Annotated in this window: 14 protein-coding genes; 6 read left to right on the top strand and 8 right to left on the bottom strand. The window is 56.4% G+C overall.

The genetic code is table 11. The annotated features are described in order from the left end of the window. Nucleotides 1–29: 29 nt before the first annotated feature. Entirely contained in the window at nucleotides 30–983 is a 954-nt protein-coding gene (locus JO972_RS13405) for an alpha/beta hydrolase (RefSeq protein WP_309490576.1), read from the bottom strand. Nucleotides 984–1,191: 208 nt separating this feature from the next. Between JO972_RS13405 and JO972_RS13400 the strand changes: the two genes are divergently transcribed. After that, nucleotides 1,192–1,641, top strand: coding sequence for a hypothetical protein (locus JO972_RS13400; RefSeq protein WP_309490575.1), 450 nt, complete (start codon nucleotides 1,192–1,194; stop codon nucleotides 1,639–1,641). A gap of 93 nt (nucleotides 1,642–1,734) precedes the next feature. On the opposite strand, the gene JO972_RS13395 is transcribed toward JO972_RS13400, so the two are convergent. Both JO972_RS13395 and JO972_RS13390 read right to left on the bottom strand, forming a co-directional pair. Then, nucleotides 1,735–2,634: a ThuA domain-containing protein gene (locus tag JO972_RS13395; protein ID WP_309490574.1), complete on the bottom strand. Its 900-nt coding sequence runs from the start codon at nucleotides 2,632–2,634 to the stop codon at nucleotides 1,735–1,737. A gap of 137 nt (nucleotides 2,635–2,771) precedes the next feature. Then, nucleotides 2,772–4,718, bottom strand: a complete 1,947-nt coding sequence (locus JO972_RS13390; RefSeq protein WP_309490573.1) for a sulfatase family protein — start codon at nucleotides 4,716–4,718, stop codon at nucleotides 2,772–2,774. A 470-nt stretch (nucleotides 4,719–5,188) separates the two neighbouring features. Here JO972_RS13390 and JO972_RS13385 point away from each other — a divergent pair, with 470 nt between their 5' ends. Then, nucleotides 5,189–5,845: a PEP-CTERM sorting domain-containing protein gene (locus tag JO972_RS13385; RefSeq protein WP_309490572.1), complete on the top strand. Its 657-nt coding sequence runs from the start codon at nucleotides 5,189–5,191 to the stop codon at nucleotides 5,843–5,845. Nucleotides 5,846–5,998: 153 nt separating this feature from the next. Here JO972_RS13385 and smc read toward each other — a convergent pair whose 3' ends face one another. Further along, on the bottom strand, nucleotides 5,999–9,763 hold the full coding sequence (gene smc, locus JO972_RS13380; RefSeq protein WP_309490571.1) for a chromosome segregation protein SMC: 3,765 nt from the start codon (nucleotides 9,761–9,763) through the stop codon (nucleotides 5,999–6,001). 305 nt (nucleotides 9,764–10,068) lie between these two features. On the opposite strand from smc, the gene lipB reads away from it, so the two are divergent. After that, a complete protein-coding gene (gene lipB / locus JO972_RS13375; RefSeq protein ID WP_309490570.1) occupies nucleotides 10,069–10,713 on the top strand; it encodes a lipoyl(octanoyl) transferase LipB in 645 nt (214 codons plus the stop codon). A gap of 23 nt (nucleotides 10,714–10,736) precedes the next feature. On the opposite strand, the gene JO972_RS13370 is transcribed toward lipB, so the two are convergent. Beyond that, entirely contained in the window at nucleotides 10,737–11,981 is a 1,245-nt protein-coding gene (locus JO972_RS13370) for an AI-2E family transporter (RefSeq protein ID WP_309490569.1), read from the bottom strand. 77 nt (nucleotides 11,982–12,058) lie between these two features. On the opposite strand from JO972_RS13370, the gene JO972_RS13365 reads away from it, so the two are divergent. From JO972_RS13365 to JO972_RS13355, 3 genes are read left to right on the top strand one after another with little or no spacing between them, the layout of a single operon-like run. Further along, on the top strand, nucleotides 12,059–12,733 hold the full coding sequence (locus JO972_RS13365; protein WP_309490568.1) for a TIGR04283 family arsenosugar biosynthesis glycosyltransferase: 675 nt from the start codon (nucleotides 12,059–12,061) through the stop codon (nucleotides 12,731–12,733). 59 nt (nucleotides 12,734–12,792) lie between these two features. Continuing rightward, nucleotides 12,793–13,287 (top strand): phage regulatory CII family protein, encoded by a 495-nt coding sequence (locus JO972_RS13360; protein ID WP_309490567.1) that lies wholly within the window; start codon nucleotides 12,793–12,795, stop codon nucleotides 13,285–13,287. A 24-nt stretch (nucleotides 13,288–13,311) separates the two neighbouring features. Then, nucleotides 13,312–14,349 (top strand): quinone-dependent dihydroorotate dehydrogenase, encoded by a 1,038-nt coding sequence (locus JO972_RS13355; RefSeq protein ID WP_309490566.1) that lies wholly within the window; start codon nucleotides 13,312–13,314, stop codon nucleotides 14,347–14,349. Between the two features lie 13 nt (nucleotides 14,350–14,362). On the opposite strand, the gene JO972_RS13350 is transcribed toward JO972_RS13355, so the two are convergent. The 3 genes from JO972_RS13350 to JO972_RS13340 all read right to left on the bottom strand — a co-directional run bounded on the left by JO972_RS13350 (nucleotide 14,363) and on the right by JO972_RS13340 (nucleotide 16,448). Beyond that, nucleotides 14,363–14,632: a hypothetical protein gene (locus tag JO972_RS13350; RefSeq protein ID WP_309490565.1), complete on the bottom strand. Its 270-nt coding sequence runs from the start codon at nucleotides 14,630–14,632 to the stop codon at nucleotides 14,363–14,365. Nucleotides 14,633–14,826: 194 nt separating this feature from the next. Then, a complete protein-coding gene (locus tag JO972_RS13345; RefSeq protein ID WP_309490564.1) occupies nucleotides 14,827–15,861 on the bottom strand; it encodes a transporter in 1,035 nt (344 codons plus the stop codon). 143 nt (nucleotides 15,862–16,004) lie between these two features. Continuing rightward, nucleotides 16,005–16,448 (bottom strand): hypothetical protein, encoded by a 444-nt coding sequence (locus JO972_RS13340; protein WP_309490563.1) that lies wholly within the window; start codon nucleotides 16,446–16,448, stop codon nucleotides 16,005–16,007. Nucleotides 16,449–16,655 lie beyond the last annotated feature (207 nt).

The following is a 16,655-nucleotide window of genomic DNA, read 5'->3' as shown; positions in this document are numbered from 1 at the left end:
TGACCACTCGCCCCCACGTTTCGCCCAGCTCACCGCAGAGCCTTTTCCATCCACGCGAGCATTTTCTGACGGTATTCGCCGTGGTTGCGGCCGAGCGCATTGGTGTGGCTGCCACCGGCGACGCGGAAGAACGTTTTCGGCTGCTTCGCCTTGGCAAAGAGTTTTTCACCCTGGGAAATGGGCACCATCGTATCGTTGCTGCCGTGAACAATCAACAGAGGCACTGGCGCAATTTGATCGACGTAGTCCACTGCGGAAAGTTCATCGGTGGTGATGTTCACGCCAAACTGCCCGGCCTTCTGACGCGCCATGTCCTGGTAGGAAGCAAAGCCGCCATCGACAATGACCCCGCACAATCCTTTCACCGGCTTCAACGCCAGAGCGGTCACGGATTTCGCCCCTCCGAGGCTGTGGGAGAACGAGATCAGTTTGTTCACATCGACATCTTTGCGCGTCCGAATATAGGAAAAAGCCGCCTGCACATCCTCGATCACACCTTTCCTTGTGATGACGCCCTTGGACTTACCGAAGCCTCGGTAATCGTAGAGAAGCACATTATAGTTTGCGCGCACCAACCAATCGACAAAACCAAAATGGTGCGCGATCGAGCCGGCATTTCCATGGGAGAAGACCACGGTGCCCTTCGCCTTTTTAGTGCCCACCGTGGCAGGTAGGAACCAGCCATGCAGCTCGGTGCCATCGGCCGAGTTAAAGTTCACGTCCTCGTATTGGTAGCCGTATTTCGCCGGGGTGTAGGGTTCGTCTCGGGTAGGAAAATAGAACAGTCGGTTCCCCCCGTTTTTACCCAGCAGTAACTGAGCAAACTTGGACAAATTTCCTGAAGAATCGTCCAGCAGATTCGCGGTTTCACTTTTCTTCAGGCTCTCCCCGGCATCCTTCGCCGTAGTCTGAGCGGAGACGTTCGAGATGAGCGCACAAGGTGCGCACAGGCTGAGTAAGAACAGAATAGAGCGTTTCATCATGGGGTAAAGAGGGCTTCCATCAGCATGCTACCAGATTGAAAAATCGCAACCACGAAGTTTTTTGAGAAATCTTTCATTTTATTTGCAATCGGGCGAAAAAATCACTCTCCCCTTCAACACTCCATCGCTCCGTGAATAAAAAAACACACATTCGTGGAATAGAATCTCCCGCGAGATGCTCACATGAGGACAATCCAAAACACTGAACATGAAATACCTATCCATCCTCTTCAACCTCCTCGCTGGCCTTATCCTGACGCGGTTCACGATCTCCAAGTTCGCCGCGTGGCCAGTCTCTGTGGCGGCCTTTGAGGACATGGCCAAACCTTTGGGGATCGACCCCACCATGTTCAGAATCGGCACCGGCTTCATCATCGGATTCGCCACCCTGGCATTCTTCACCAACGTCGTCTTGATCGCTTTGCGCAAGCAGCGCGAGGGTAAAGGGCTGCTGTGGTTTGCCGCCAATAACCTCTACGCCATCGGCGCCATGACCGGAGCCCTCCTGTCCGAGTTTTTCCTCAGAACTGAGGTGAAAATGCCTCTGGTTTACATCGCCATCGCCGTCATGGTGGTCGCCATTGTCAACCTGCTCCCCCATCTTGGAAAGTTCCGCCCGCTGCTGGCGAGCCGAGGCCTGGTCAAAGCCAGCGCTTAAGATTTTTCACATCCAATCATTCACGAATGGGCCGGAGTCATCTTCGGCCCATTTTTTTGTGTATCGGTCCGACTGCCGCTACATGGTTCAGCGCTAGCGTGCCGGCTTTTTCTTCTGCTTAGCGCCTTTGAACTGGAGGGTGCGGATTTCTGTCTCCGCGGCAGGCGCCTGTTCTCCCGCCGCCCAGAAGACGCCGTTGACCATGACCCGCATCGACTGCGCCACGGCGAAGTCGCCCATGTGCCCCAACGAGGTGGTAAAAGTCCGACCGTTCCACTTGTTTTTCCAGGTCCAGGCCACCACATCGGTCATCTCCTCCTTGAGGTCAAACGAACCGAACTGATTGCTTTTTTTCCCCACCTTCCCTGACCGCCCGGTGCCCATGAGCAAAGGCGTGATCCCCGGCTGTGGCTTCACCAGATACAAGGTGCCGGGCGACTTCCAATTTGCCAAATCCACGCCGGTTAGGATCGGATGTTTCTCGGCGCCCTTGGCCACTTGAATGGTCGTTCCGCCCTTCAAGTGAATCTGATAGGGTGTGCCAAACACGTCGCGCCCAAAGGACATATTGAGGTCCTGTCGAGGGTGATCTTTCTGGTAGTTGAAGCCATGCGTGCTGGTTCTCAGGCAAACTACCGGTTTCCCCGCCCGGACGTAATCCATGATGTGTTTGAGCTGCGCTTCTTCCAGCTTGAGGAAGCGGATAAAAAACACCGCCACGTCGGCACGTTCCAGAGCTTCCAGCCCAGGCAGGCCGCGCTTGTCTTTCTCCGGATCCCAGTCTGGATTCACCACCGTGGTCGTAAACCCCAAGCGATCCAACTCGGCGGCAAATTTCGGCATCGACACATGCGGCGAGTAATGGTGGGTGCCAGCAATGAGCACCGCATGGGGCGACTCCTTCGCGACAACTGAGGTGAATGAGCCAACGAGCAGAGCAACGATGGGCGCTATGCCGGAGAGAAAACGACGAAGGACTTGATGTGGATTCATAGGTAGATGGCGAGAGACACTCGCAGGGGTCGAGTCAAACTAAACGCACCCTTTGACAAGACGAGCGAAAACCATGTCTTCCTTACTCGATGAGGCTGGCTGGGTCGCGCAGCTCGATCGTTCCCAGCGCACCCCCCTTATGGCATCGGTTGCTGATCGCGTAGGTCCTTGTTGACCAAGATCCCCTTCTTGCGGGCCTTCTGACCAAACATGCTCTCGAGAGACTGATCGCCGAGGTTGATACTGATCGATTTGGCCGGAAACCCACCGGTCTTCTGGATCGGCTCCAGATACGCCCGGAGCGTGGCCTGCTGGGATGGCATCCACGACAAGGTTTCCAAAGCGGAATAGAAGGGATCTTTGGCCTCCCCACGATGAGTTGCGAGCCCCTGGATCAACGCATCCATGCCAATCTTCGTTTCGCCGGCCAGACAGCAGGCCAGCGCGGCGGCGGCGGCCACGGAGCTATCGGAATCGCTCACGGCCTTGCGCAGTGGCGCGGGACACTCGGTTAGCTCACCTCGTTCGGCAAGCAGCCCCAGACCATACGCTCCCCAGAAGCGAACTTCAGGTTCTGCGGCGCCAACGTAGGAGATCAACTGATCGCGACTCGAGGCATCCGGCAGCGAGGCGAGCTCCGCAGCGGCGAACAATGGCTCCAAATCATACCCGGTGTCCCGAACCCAGTCATACAAGGCGACGCCCTTTTTCTTCTCTTTCGTGGTCGGTGGGAAAAACCCCAGATCGCGAGTCTCGCGCACATGCTTGGAAACCGCGCTGCGCATTTTCGTCAAGATGTCCGCATAGCGATCATCGCCGGCCAGGTTGTTCAACTCGAAGGGGTCCTTGCTGAGGTCGAACAACATTTCAGCCGGCTTCATTTGATAAGGTTGCATCCATGCCGGATTGGGCTCGCCGGCCTCGGGGCTCTGATGCTTGAGCGCATACGCATCCCAAGCCAAGTTCGATGGCATTTGCCACTGAAACGCATTGCGCAAATTAAACGGCTTCATCGGCAGATAAGAACGGATGTATTTCCACCGCCCGTCCGAGACCGATCGACATGGATCGTAATGTTTTTCCTGATTCGTGCGAAAACCGAACTGCCATTTCCGAGGAGCCTCTTCGTAGGGCCCCATGAATGCCTTCCCCTGCATCGCTGCCGGTGGCTTCAGCCCCATCAAGCTGAGCAAGGTCGGGGCGACATCGACAAAACCGACCAAGCGATCCGTTTGACTGCCAGGCTTAAGCTTCGACAAGTGCTGATACTTCGCGGGCAAACGCAGCACCATCGGCACGCGCAATCCAGATTCAAAAGGGAAGCCTTTCCCTCGGGGCGAACAGCCACCGTGGTCGGAATTGACCAGGATGATCGTGTTTTCTAACAATCCACGTTGTTCCAAATCCTTGAGAAAACTCCCGATCCATCGATCCACATCCTGCACCCCTTCCAGGTGAAAGGCGTAGTCGGAGCGGGTCTCCTTGAGGTCCGGCACATGAGGTGGCAGTTTTAGCTTTGCGGGATCGAGCCCCTTTGCCGCGAAATCGCGTCGGCCTTCCAGGGTCACACTGGTGAGTCGACTCATGTGGGTGATGTTCGCATTGAACACAGCGAAGAACGGCTGATCCTTTTTCCGCTTGGGACTGTTATACGTCGCACTTCTCCCGCACTCGTCCCAGATCGCCTTATGATTGCGCGTGGTATTGTAATCGGTTTTGTAATTATTGGTGCAGAAGTAACCAGCCTTACGCATGATCTCCGGGTAAAAAATCCCTGCTGGTGTGTTCCAGCGGCGACGATGGTTATCCATGCCAAAGGTGGTGGCATAACAGCCTGTGATCAAGGTGGAGCGTGCCGGAGAACAATGCGGAGCTGTCGAGCTGGCCTGCATAAACTGGATGCCTGTCTCTGCCAGTTTGTCCACGTTGGGAGTAGCGACGTCAGGGTTCCCATAGCACGCAAATTCATACGCGCTGGTATCCTCAAAGGTAAGCCAAAGAATGTTCGGCTGCTCCGCTTGCACAGACGCGAGGGAGAGAAACGCCGTCATCGTCAGGAGAGTTTTTGTTAGATTGTAATTCATTGCCTACTTGGTGCTTGAAGATCATTGATACCAAGCGCCGAAAAGACAACTTTCAAAAAACCAAGGAATGCGTCCCAGGCAAAATATGATCCAGCCTCACAAGCACAACGGGCATTTCCCAGCTTATCCAATCCTTTGGATCTGCCATCCCAATTGGCGATGGACTCGCCCCCACCTTCACAACTAACTCAAGATCAATCACTAACCCAGGTAACCGCAACTAGATACTTTGACACATCCCACCATTCTCTGTGTGTGCTAATAGATGATCAGTTATTGTTTATGTTCGGATACCATCGTCGGCTTCGACAAATCGGCTTGGTATTTCCTCATGCTGACATCCCCTCAAATAAGAACACACACTAATTATGAAACTAAAAACAAAAACGCTATGGGCTTTAGCCGCATTAGCAAGCGCAGGATCGGCATCGGCCACCGTTGTCTAGCAAGATAATTTCGACAACGACGGCTTGGCTACCAATACCGGCATCGGCGGAGGACTGTCGCAAATCGTTGCCGGAAATGGCAGTGGTGGCGCTACGGGTCTGAGTATGACAGATGACGGTAACCTCACAGTTCCGTCCTCAGGGCACAACGACCGAGGGAACTTCTTCACGACCGACAGCTATGATTTAACTGGCGGCTTCACACTCACAGTCAGCTACGATCTTCTTTCGGGAGCCATTGTAAGTGGCAATGCTTCGCATTCCATGTTCGGTCTCGTGCCTTCGACTGTTGCACAAGCGCGCAATTCCAGTGTATTCACAGGCAGCGATACCATTGCCTTTACGGCGGTCCACGGCAGCTCGGACACAGGTCTCTCTTTCGAAGGAACCAATGTGGACAACTCACTGAACGTAGATAGCACCGCAGGCTTTCAGGACATTGTGATCTCCGTCGCTGCCAATGGGCTGGATTACACTTACTCCGTTGACGGTGTAAGCCAAAGCGGCACCCTCGCCAGTGCTTTCGACTTCACCCAGGAATACCGCTTTGAAGGTTACTTTCAAGATTCGGAGTCCTACGGGGTTTACGAAAGTGTCACCCTCGAAGTAGTCCCCGAGCCCTCCTCTGCCGCTCTGCTCGGCCTGGGAGGATTGGCTCTGATTCTTCGTCGCAGGAAGTAAATTGGGACATCGTCCTCTTCTTTTCAACCACACTTTGCAGCTGCAGAGTGTGGTTTTTCTTTGTCATGCGGCGCACTGCCTCAGCTGCATCTGGCGGCGGAGGTCTCCCTCGGACGACACACCGATCATCCGCTCATGACCGGAAACGAGCGATCACGCATCCAGCTCCAGCGCGGCTTTTTGGGCGGCGGTTTTGGCTTCGGTTTTGTTGGCGGTTTCGGAGTCGGTGAGGCGCATGCCCACCGGCTTGGAAACACCAAAGTCCTCCATGGTGACCCCGTAGATGACATCGGCTCGGGCCATGGTGCGCTTGCTGTGGGTGACGATGATGAACTGGGAGTTATTGATGAACTTGTCCAGCACCTTGAGGAAACGGTTGATGTTCGCCTCGTCGAGTGGCGCGTCCAGCTCGTCCAGCACACAGAATGGGCTGGGTTTGATCTGATAGATGGAGAACAGCAGTGCCACAGCGGTCATCGAGCGCTCACCGCCTGAGAGCAGGGTGATCGACTGAAGTTTTTTACCCGGAGGCTTGGCGATGATATCGATGCCACTTTCCAGCGGGTCGTCCTCGTCCACCAGCACCAGGTTGGCAATGGCCTTGTCGCCAAAGAGGACCTTGAACATCTCTTTGAAGTTGGCGGCGACTTGGTTGAAGGTTGCGGTGAAACGCTTTTTGGTTTCGATGTTGATCCGCTCGATCACCTCGACCAGCTCGGTCTTGGAGTTGACCAGGTCATCGTGCTGGTTACGCAGGTTGTTGTGCAGGTCTTCGAGCTCGTCGTATTCCTCGATGGCGTCGACGTTGACCGGCCCCATGGAATCGACCTTACGTTTGAGGTCGGTGACGATGGTTTCCACCAGGCTCCAGTCCGGACCGGAGTCGCCAGGAAGATCGGCCACTTCGTCGCTTGTCGATGTTTCGCTTGCGTCCTGCTCGTTGTCGGCACGGCGCTGCTGTTGGCGATCGTATTGTTTCGCACGTTCCTGCAGGCAGGAAAGCAGAGCGTGTGCGTCCGGACGGAAATGTTTCAGCTCCAGCTGATGGCGCTCCATGACCATCTCATTGAGGTTCTCGAGACGCAGACCGATCTTGGTGGCTGCCACTTCCTCGCGACCTTTTTGCTCAGTGATTTTCGAGCATTCGCGGCGCAGCTCGGAGAGTTCCTTCTCGGAGCTTTCAATCGCCTGATGCAGGCCACCCCGGCTGGCGGAGGTCTCTTCTAACAACTGCTCAAGATCGCGCGCTTCCGCACGGTGCATTTCGATGGTTTCGGAAAGTTCCGCGTTCTCCTTGAGGGCGGTTTCCATGCGCTCTTTGAAACTGGCAATTTCCTCGTCGCGGCGCGTGCTGATCTGGCGCAGCTCTTCGAGTCGGGCAGCCATTGGCGAGCGTTGCTGCTCGGCGGCCTCCAATGCCTGGCGTTCAACGGCCAGGCTGGTGCGGAACTCCTGAAGTTGGGAAACGGCTTCGTTTTCACGACGACTGGCTTCCTCCAGCTCTCCAGCGAGCTTGACCTGATCAGCTTCCAACTGCTCTTGGCGAGCGCGGGCGGCACTGAGGTCGGCTTCCAAGGCCTCCCTGCCGGAAAAGGCATTGTCCTCACGTTCCTTGATATCGTTGCGCTCCCAAGCGACGCTGGAGATCTTGCTTTCCAGCGATTCCACCTCACGATTCGCCAAGGTGAGCTGACCTTGAAGGGTCGATTCCTCAACGCGCGCCTGCTGGAGACGATCGCGGGCGGCCTCGGCGGCTTCACGCTGCTCGGACACTTGATTTTCCAAGGTCACCAAGTGATTGCGAGCCTGCTCCTCGGCCTTTTCCAGTTCGGCGACCTCGAGTTCCAGGCTACGCACTTCATTCTGGCGCTCCAACACGGAATTCTGCTTGCCGGTGCTGATGCCGCCCTTGACGGTGCCTTCCGGCGAACAGACATCACCGCGCATCGTGACCAGGGTGACATCCGGCAGCGACTTGCGCATTTCCAGAGCGGTGGTGAGATCGCTGACGATCAACACCTTGCCTAACAAATTCTCAATCACCGAAGCAATTTTGGCATCGGCTTTGACCCGGTCCATGGCCCAGGTCTCGGCGCCATCCGGCACGGTCATCATCTGACCACTGGCCGTCGGTGCCACAAAATCGGCAGGAATGATGGCGGCTTCGCCAAGTTTTTTCTCGGTGAGGCGATCAATGATCGCTTGGGCATAGTTAGAATCGGTGACCAACACCGACTGCAAATGGCTACCCAAAGCGGCCTCCACCGCCACGGCATATTCCGGCTGCACCTCAATCAGGCCGGCGAGGACGCCCTTCACACCGTTGTTGAAAAACTCTGGCTCATCGAGGCCTTTGAGCACCGCCTGGGTGCCTTTCTGGAATCCCTCGCCACTGTCGACGAGTTGCTTGATGACATCGAGGCGGGAGGAAGTTTTCGCCAGCTCCTTGTGGGCTACCGAAGCCGCTTCACGGGCGGCATCAAGACCTCCGCGGGAGTGTTGGAAGGCACGCTCGGTGGTGTCTTTTTCCTCTTCGAAAGTGGCCAGTTTATCGCGGCGACCATTCAGTTCTGCGGAGATTTTCTCCTGCTCCATCACCGCTTGTTCGTGCTCGGCCTGGAGGCGATCGTGTTCCTCGCTCAGCTTCCTTGAGCGCTCGCGACTGTTCTCCATCTGGGACAGCGCGCTTTCAATCTTCGCTTGGCTGGCGGCGATCACGCTCTGGGTGCTGTTCGCCTCGTTGCGCAGGCTGCGGAGCACGGCTTCTTTTTCCTCACGCTCGGCCCGCTGGACGGCGGCGCGGGATTCATGTTCGGCCAACTGCGTCTGTTGGGACTCGATACGATGGCTCAGCTCCTCCAGGGTTTTCTCGGCCTCGGCGTAATCAAACTGCTGCTGCTCAAGTTTATTCTGAGCCTCCAAGATATCGCTCTGGTTCTGGCTGACGCGCGCCTCCAGCTCGCTTTGACGCTCTTTGTTGAAAGCGATCCGGCTCTCGGCGGCGCTGGCGGAGTTAGTGTGGTGATTCAGCTGCTGGCGGATCTCGGATAGTTCGGACTCCAGGCTCTGGGCGGCGTCGCGGGCCTCGATCACGGCGGACTCCTTCTGCGGAAGGCCGACTTCGAGTTCGGTCTCGCGCACTTCGAGCGAGTGGATCGAGTTCTCCAACTCCGAAAGCTCCGCGGTGTATTCGGTGAACTTGCGATGCGCGAGATGGGTATCGAGGATGCGCACATCCTTGGCGAGTTCCTGATAGCGGCGGGCCTTGGCGACTTGGCGCTTGAGCGAGTTCATCCGGCGTTCCTGCTCGGCGAGGACATCGGAAACACGCAGCAGGTTCGCCTCGGTGTATTCCAATTTACGCAGCGCCTCTTTCTTCTCCTTCTTAAACTTGGTGATGCCCGCGGCTTCCTCGAACACGGTGCGGCGGTCTTCGGGTTTCGACGACAACAGCATGTCGATTTTTCCCTGCTCCATGATCGAGTAGGAGGTCCGGCCAATGCCCGTATCCATGAACAGCTCGTGAATATCGCGCAGGCGGCAGAGTGTGCCGTTGATGCGGTATTCCGATTTGCCATCGCGGAACACCCGACGGGTGATTGCCACCTCGTTGTAATCCACACTCAGGGTTTCTTCACAGTCGGCCAGAGTCATGGTCACCTCGGCCATACCTAGAGCGGCGCGGGCGCGGCTGGTGCCACTTTTATCGGTGCCGTTGAAAATCACGTCGGCCATTTCCCCACCACGCAGTGCCTTGGCGGAAGTTTCACCGAGCACCCAGCGGATGGCATCCACCACATTGGATTTACCACAGCCGTTCGGACCGACAATGCCGGTGACGCCGTTGGGATGAAATTCAAACTTGGTCTTGTCCGCGAAGGATTTGAAACCGTGGAGTTCGAGAGATTTTAAATACATGGCAGTTCGGAGAACGGGGTTTGAGCGAGCGAGACCTGCACGGGCGCGAGGCCTTCCGCACGGTCAACGCAATATAAAGGCGATCTCATTGACACCAAGTGAAATACGGCAAAAATCGCTTATATGGTGTGTTTTCTAGGGAATTGCTCCATATGTAGTGCTTTCCGTTAGTTAAGAGATACGAAATAATTAGCGAGCCGGAGGCTGCATCGCTGATGGAAGCAAGGAATCGCTGCGATGGAAAAAGAGCACAATGCGTCGGATTGCCACTTGTCTCCCCCGCCGTCAGGCCTTAGCACTGCGCCATGCAATTGGAGCATCACTGGCTGGGACAGGGCGTGGATTATCAAGAAGGACTGGAAAAGCAGCAGGCCATCGTGCAGCAAATCCTCGATGGCACCAGCGGCAACCAGATGCTCTCCCTGGAGCACGCGCCCGTGTATACCATCGGTCGCACCCGCGATCAGACATCGCTCGGTGAAAACACCGCCATGCTCCCCCATCCGGTGGTAGAGATCAACCGTGGTGGCCAAGCGACCTACCACGGACCTGGCCAGCTCACCGGCTATCCGATTTTAAACCTGCAACCGCTCGGGCGTGACCTCCATGCCTACATCCGCGCGATCGAAGAAGCTCTGATCATCACCTGTGCCGAGTATGATGTGCCGGCGGGAAGACGCGACGGGTTGACCGGCGTGTGGGTGGAAAACCGCAAACTGGCCTCGATCGGTGTCGGAGTGCGCCGATGGATCAGCATGCACGGCTTTGCCATTAACATCACCAAGGAATCGCTCACTGGCTTCCTCTCCATCACCCCCTGTGGTATCGCGGGGGTCTCCATGACCAGTGTGGAGAGCGAATGTGGTCGTGAAGTTTCCGTGGAAGTCTTCGCCGAGCGCTGTTCCCTGCACCTCACTGACACCTTGGCGGCCTTGGAAAAAGCGGAGTAGCTTTTGCTGCCGGTTTTTGCGGCTTACAAGCCTTCGGGAGTGACCACTGGCGGCTGAGACACCTCGGCGGCAGGCTCCTTGGTTTTTTTCTCCGACTTCGCTTGATCGCCGGAATTGCCAGCCTTGGCGGACTCGTTGATGATCCGGCGTTCTTGTTCGTGGTTCGCCATCTTTCCCTGGCTGATGGCGACGCCCAGCCAGCGGAGTTCGTAACTGCTGTCCATGGCCACCTTGACCAGCATGGTCAGCGGCACTGCGAGCAGCATTCCCACTGGCCCCCAGACATAGCCCCAGAAGAGCACGGAGATCACCACCACCACGGTGGAAAGTCCGAAACGGCGACCTAGCAAGGCAGGCTCCATGAAGTTTCCAAGGAAACCATTGATCACGAGATACCCACAGGCCACGGCAACCGCATGGCGCGCATCATGAGTGAGCAAAGCGAGCAACACAGGAGGAATCCCCGCGATGATCGAGCCCACTGCCGGCACGTAGTTCAGGCCAAAGGCAAGGATCGCCCAGAGCAGAGGAAAATCGATCTCCGCCGCCCAGCAGAGCAAGCCGGCCAAGCCTCCGGTGGCGATGCTGATCATGGTTTTGATTCCAAGATACTTTTGGATGTCGCGCGTGGCGGTGAGCATGCGCTGCAGGTTGGGTCCCTTGGCTTCCACGATCGATTCGAAACGTCGACCGAACAAGCGGGCTTCACTGAGCATGAAAACTAACAGGATGAGCACAATGAAGGAAACCTTCACGATGTCCAAAATCTTGGCCAGGAATGAGGCGATGTTGTCTTTGAAGAAGTCGCCAATTTTCTCGGCGGTCAGGAACTTTTTAATTTCCTCCTGAGCCCCCTCGATTTTCCACTCCTCCAGCTGGGCGCCCGCGTTCAGGGCGACTTCATACATTTTGTTCCCGTATTGCTGCAGTCGGTCACCCGATGCGAGGTCATTGACGAGCATGGAGCTGACCACGATGACCCCGGTCAGGAAGGCAAATACCACTAGCACGGTGATGAACACGGCAAAGAACCGGGGCACCTTGTGCTCGCGCAGCCAGTTGGTGATAGGAAAGCTCACCGCAGCGATGAAAAAGGCCAGGCAGACGGGGATGAAAAATGTCTGCGCCAACTTCAGCCCCGTTACGATTAAGACTGCCGATGCGAGCAACAGCATGACTTTATAAGCTTCTCCAGGTTTGGATGTCACAGGGGTATAGAGATCGAGGTTGAGGCAGGAATGGTTTGTGTTGACCTGCTGTAGGAACATGGTCTTCCTAGGCGCAGAGCAGCATACTCCCAGTCAGACGCTCAGGCAATGGAATCATTCGATTATTATTCATAAAAATGAAAGTGACTACACCGTTGCCAAAATTAAGTGTCATCATCCCCGTGTTGAACGATTCTGCAGGGCTTCGCGCGTGTTTGACCCAGCTCACTGCGGAGCACGTCACCGGCCCTGAGATCGAGATCATTCTCTGTGACGGAGGCAGCCATGATGGCACGCTGGAGGTCGCGCAAAAGTTCCCTCTGACCATCGTTCACTCCCCCCCCGGCCGGGCACGCCAGATGAATGCGGGCGCCCGGGTCGCACGCGGGCAGACGCTTCTTTTTTTACATGCCGACACCCTGCTGCCGGACGACGGCTGCAGGGCGGTGATCGATCGGATTGAGTCCGGGTTTTCCATGGGTTGCTTTGATCGCGAGTTCAGTGGCGACCATCCACTGCTCAAGATCACCAGCGCCTGGGCCGGCTGGAGGGTGCGGAAAACCTTCTGGGCATATGGCGATCAGGCGATCTTCATTCGGCGCGATATTTTCCAAGCTCTCGGCGGCTATCAGCGACTGCCAAGGTTCGAGGATCTCGATCTTGCCATCCGCGCCAAAGCCCACGGCCGCTGGACGGTGATCGATTCCCCCGTCATCAGCGACGCCCGCCGATTCCGGCACGGCACGCTGCGCCGCGTGCTGGGAGATTTCCTGCTGACCATCGCCTGGCTCAGTGGCATCATCAAAAAATGACGTGGCTGAGATAAAGCTGGGGCTTGCCAGTGACCGCAAAGCTCACTAGCGTATCGGTCATGAAATCCCATGAGGTTCTGAAGAAGTCTTTTGAGGCTAGCAGCCCAAAAGCCATTGCCGCCGAGCTGGGCGTGTCATTGTCGCTCGTCTACAAATGGGCTCAGGAGCAATCCGAGGCAGGATCCGGCAGCCGTAACCCACTGGACCGCGTGCTGGAAATTCACAACCTCACCGAGGATTACAGCCTGATCGAATGGCTCTGCGAACAGAGCGGCGGATACTTTGTTAGAAACCCACACAGCCAATGCGACCAAGGTTACGAAGTGCTGCCTGCGACCAATGAGATCGTGGGCCAGTTCTCCGGCCTGCTCACGCGTATCTCTCAAGCCGCGCTCGACAACTCCATCACCTCGGATGAAGCCGAGGAAATCCGTCACTGCTGGGACAAGCTGAAAAGCTTTGCCGAGGGATTCGTCCGCTGCTGTGAAGAAGGAGATTTCGAACTCATGAAAGAAGAGGAAGAAGCTGACAAACCGCGCACCACACTCTACTAAGTCTCCACCCATCACCGATTTCTAATGTCTCCCAGCCAGTATCGCTTTGCCCGTAACCTTCTCTTCCGTCTCGATGCCGAAAAGGCACACCATGTCTCGCTCGATAGCCTTCGCTGGCTGGAAAAAACTCACCTGCTCGCAGCACTCAGCGGTGCCGCGCCCAAGGCGACTCCCGTGGAATGCATGGGCATCACCTTTCCTAACTGTGTAGGCCTCGCCGCCGGACTGGATAAGGAGGGCAACTGCATCGATGCCCTCGGTCGGCTCGGTTTTGGATCGGTCGAAATTGGCACCATCACCCCGCGTCCCCAAGAAGGAAACCCGCAGCCGCGCCTGTTCCGCATCGTTGAAAAAGAAGCGATCATTAACCGCATGGGCTTCAACAACCCAGGCATCGACGCCGGTGTGGCCAACGTCGCCGCCTCCCACAGCTTCCGCAAACAAGGTGGCGTGGTCGGATTTAACATCGGCAAAAACAAGGTGACGCCGAACGAGCACGCGGTCGACGACTACCTCGCCTGCCTGCGCGGTGCGTGGGACGTCGCCGACTACATCACCGTCAACCTTTCCTCGCCTAACACCCCCGGTCTGCGCGACCTTCAAGCGGCCGACGAAACAGCTAAATTGTTAGAAACACTCAAGCAGGAACAAGAAAGGCTCACTGCTACGAGCGGCCGCAGAGTGCCCATCGCTCTCAAGGTCGCCCCCGATCTGGAACCGCAGCACATTGCGGATCTGGCGAAGGTGTTCCTCAATGGAGGCCTCGACGGTCTCATTGCAACGAACACAACGATCAGCCGCAAGGAAGTGGCCGGTTGTGATTTTGAATCTCAGGCGGGAGGCCTCTCGGGAGCGCCACTCACTCCGCGCGCGACCGATGTCATTGCCGAGTTCCACAGTCATCTTGGCGAACAGGTTCCCATCATCGGAGTGGGCGGCATCATGACAGCGGAGGACGCCCAGGCCAAGCTCAAGGCGGGAGCCAAATTGGTGCAGCTTTACACCGGCTTCATTTACCACGGGCCACCGCTGGTGAAGTCCATTCTGAAAGCCACGACCTGACCCTGGGGCCGCCTTAAAAACCGGCCGACACGCCCAAGGAAAGTTCGCCACTCAGGCGGGTGCTACTTTCACCGGAAGTCCCCCGCTCTTCCCAACCTTCCAGTGCGCGACGTTCGGTGGTCGAGGTCTCGCTGTTGTAGTAGCGTGGATGGCTGAGATCGCTGGCGAGGGTCGCGTTTTTGTTCGGATCATGCATTTGCCAATCGCGCACGTCATTCGAGCAAGCCATCAGCGAGAACAGCATCAACATTCCTGGGAGCAATAGCAGTAGCGGGCGCATCATGATAGAGGAAATATCCATTCCTTCGGCTGCCGAAGCAAGAGACAATCTCCGGGAGATTTGTGCAGAGCCATCAGCTAGCCGCGTCGCAAGTTGATCTAAGGCCATATAGAACCTACCGGAGAACAGACCGATCCATCCACCAAAAAGCCCCATCCGGTTCTCACCGAATGGGGCTGTATTGCTAGAAGGATTTCTTAGAATGCTTTCTGCCAGCCGAGGGTGAAGGTGTAGTCACGATCCATGCCGACACCATTGGCGTCCTGATAGATGGGAACCAATACTTCAGCGGCCAGACGGTGACCTTTGAGAACACCGTTCTGGAACAGGAAGTTGACTCCAAGCCCCGCCTCAAGAACATCCCCCCCGTAGTTTTCTTGGAAATGGGAAGGTGCGTGGTGGCTGTGCGGACCGTCATAGTGGCCATCGACACGATCCTGGGTAACGTATGCCAGACGAGCGGACAAACTAACGGAATCGGTCAGCTTTCTCGCCAACCAAGTGGTCGCGGTCAGGGAGTCCCCGTAGGAGAAACCGCTCTCGTTTTCGTCTTCCAGTCCGACCCGTCCCAGCAGCTGGGCGCCCCATGACCAGTTCTCGCTTTGCCCGGTGTATGTCACCCCGAACTGAGCGTCCCAAGTGCCACTACCGAGCTGCATACCATAGGGCTGATAGACACCGCTATCTTTCACGTCCACCTCCGCGGTAGGAAGCACCAAGCCGAGGTTGAGGTGCACACGGTGCGCACCACGATCGTAGACGCTCAAGAGAGCACCCACAGTCACATCACCGAGTCCCTCACTGGAGTGGCTGTGTTCCATGCCGGACATCATTTCCATGGTCATGTCCTTGCGCACGTAATTGGCCATCGCCATCAGAGTGAGGCGCTCGCTGGGCGCATACATCAGCCCGAACATGTGCATTTCCATGTCCATCTCGGTGGCGGCCATCATGTAGCCACGACCAAATACCTGCTGGCTGGAAAGCGAGTTCGTGCCGGCGCGTTGGCCGTCCATGCTCATGAACATGTAGCGGTAGGAAAGCATCCACTCGCCGACTTCGTGGGTGTGATCCCCCATGACACCGATGGGCGCGTGGGCGTCGACACGGTGGGCATCGTAGTCTGAGGTGGTTGGAGTAGTCAGGCTGCCAGTGGCTTCTCCGGCGAGGGCCAGACCTGAAGTAAGTCCTGCGGCCGCGCCGAGGATCATCGATTTTTTAAAAGAATTCATTTTGGATAATAATAAGTAATGGTTGGTGTCCGCATGGTTTTACCGCGCACGGACAAGGCGGGATTTCCTACCACTCAGAAGCGTGGCCGGGGAAATCGAGTCATCAAATAGCGCCCTCACACATGGGGGCGACATGCTGTGTATTATCCAAAAACTTCCGGCGGTGGTGTCACCGGAGCCAGCACCCAACTGTCGGGTGCCAATTCATCACCAGAGCGAGATTTCCGGCCTGCCTCAAATGGGCCGACAGGTGGGGCTCTGAAAAAATCTTGATCGTGGAAAATCGCGTGGCTTTTAACAATTTCCACCCGGTCTTCGTTCACCGGCGCTTGCTTGTCGGGCTCCGACTTATTCTGTAGCTCCTGCGCGGCGATACAGAACTCACAGGCCGGTGCCTCGGTGACCACTTCGACGATGTTTTCGATGCCGCCTGACTTCTGCGCCATGTCGTAATAGCCGTAAGTTTGGATCAACATCGGTAGCAGACCGCTAATCAGCAGCGTCAGCAAAAAGATCAAACCGACACGGATCCCTTCAACCACTCTGTGGCGGAAGGAGCTCATCCAAGGTGTCGATACGGCAAGCATACGAATTGCCGTCGTCAGTAATCCCAGCCCCAACCAGGGTCAATGCATTTCAGCATCAAACTGTCGGTTTTTTCTCGGGCGTAGCGGTAGGGAAGATTGGCCTCAATCTTCCGGATGGCATCATCGATCATTGATCCTCGAACACATTCAGATCGAAGCCATTGAAAGCGCATTCTTGTAACCGACATCAATCGCTTCGGTCCGGAT

The sequence above is a fragment of the Oceaniferula flava genome, from assembly GCF_016811075.1.
Lineage (GTDB): Bacteria > Verrucomicrobiota > Verrucomicrobiia > Verrucomicrobiales > Akkermansiaceae > Oceaniferula > Oceaniferula flava.
Note: the sequence above shows the minus strand (reverse complement) of the source record. Positions and strands in the feature narration are given on the sequence as shown.

Coding starts and splice junctions, on each gene's coding strand:
- JO972_RS13405 (WP_309490576.1), bottom strand. CDS start 983: ATGATGAAACGCTCTATTCTGTTCTTACTCAGCCTGTGCGCACCTTGT.
- JO972_RS13400 (WP_309490575.1), top strand. CDS start 1,192: ATGAAATACCTATCCATCCTCTTCAACCTCCTCGCTGGCCTTATCCTG.
- JO972_RS13395 (WP_309490574.1), bottom strand. CDS start 2,634: ATGAATCCACATCAAGTCCTTCGTCGTTTTCTCTCCGGCATAGCGCCC.
- JO972_RS13390 (WP_309490573.1), bottom strand. CDS start 4,718: ATGAATTACAATCTAACAAAAACTCTCCTGACGATGACGGCGTTTCTC.
- smc (WP_309490571.1), bottom strand. CDS start 9,763: ATGTATTTAAAATCTCTCGAACTCCACGGTTTCAAATCCTTCGCGGAC.
- lipB (WP_309490570.1), top strand. CDS start 10,069: ATGCAATTGGAGCATCACTGGCTGGGACAGGGCGTGGATTATCAAGAA.
- JO972_RS13370 (WP_309490569.1), bottom strand. CDS start 11,981: ATGTTCCTACAGCAGGTCAACACAAACCATTCCTGCCTCAACCTCGAT.
- JO972_RS13365 (WP_309490568.1), top strand. CDS start 12,059: ATGAAAGTGACTACACCGTTGCCAAAATTAAGTGTCATCATCCCCGTG.
- JO972_RS13360 (WP_309490567.1), top strand. CDS start 12,793: ATGAAATCCCATGAGGTTCTGAAGAAGTCTTTTGAGGCTAGCAGCCCA.
- JO972_RS13355 (WP_309490566.1), top strand. CDS start 13,312: ATGTCTCCCAGCCAGTATCGCTTTGCCCGTAACCTTCTCTTCCGTCTC.
- JO972_RS13350 (WP_309490565.1), bottom strand. CDS start 14,632: ATGATGCGCCCGCTACTGCTATTGCTCCCAGGAATGTTGATGCTGTTC.
- JO972_RS13345 (WP_309490564.1), bottom strand. CDS start 15,861: ATGAATTCTTTTAAAAAATCGATGATCCTCGGCGCGGCCGCAGGACTT.
- JO972_RS13340 (WP_309490563.1), bottom strand. CDS start 16,448: ATGCTTGCCGTATCGACACCTTGGATGAGCTCCTTCCGCCACAGAGTG.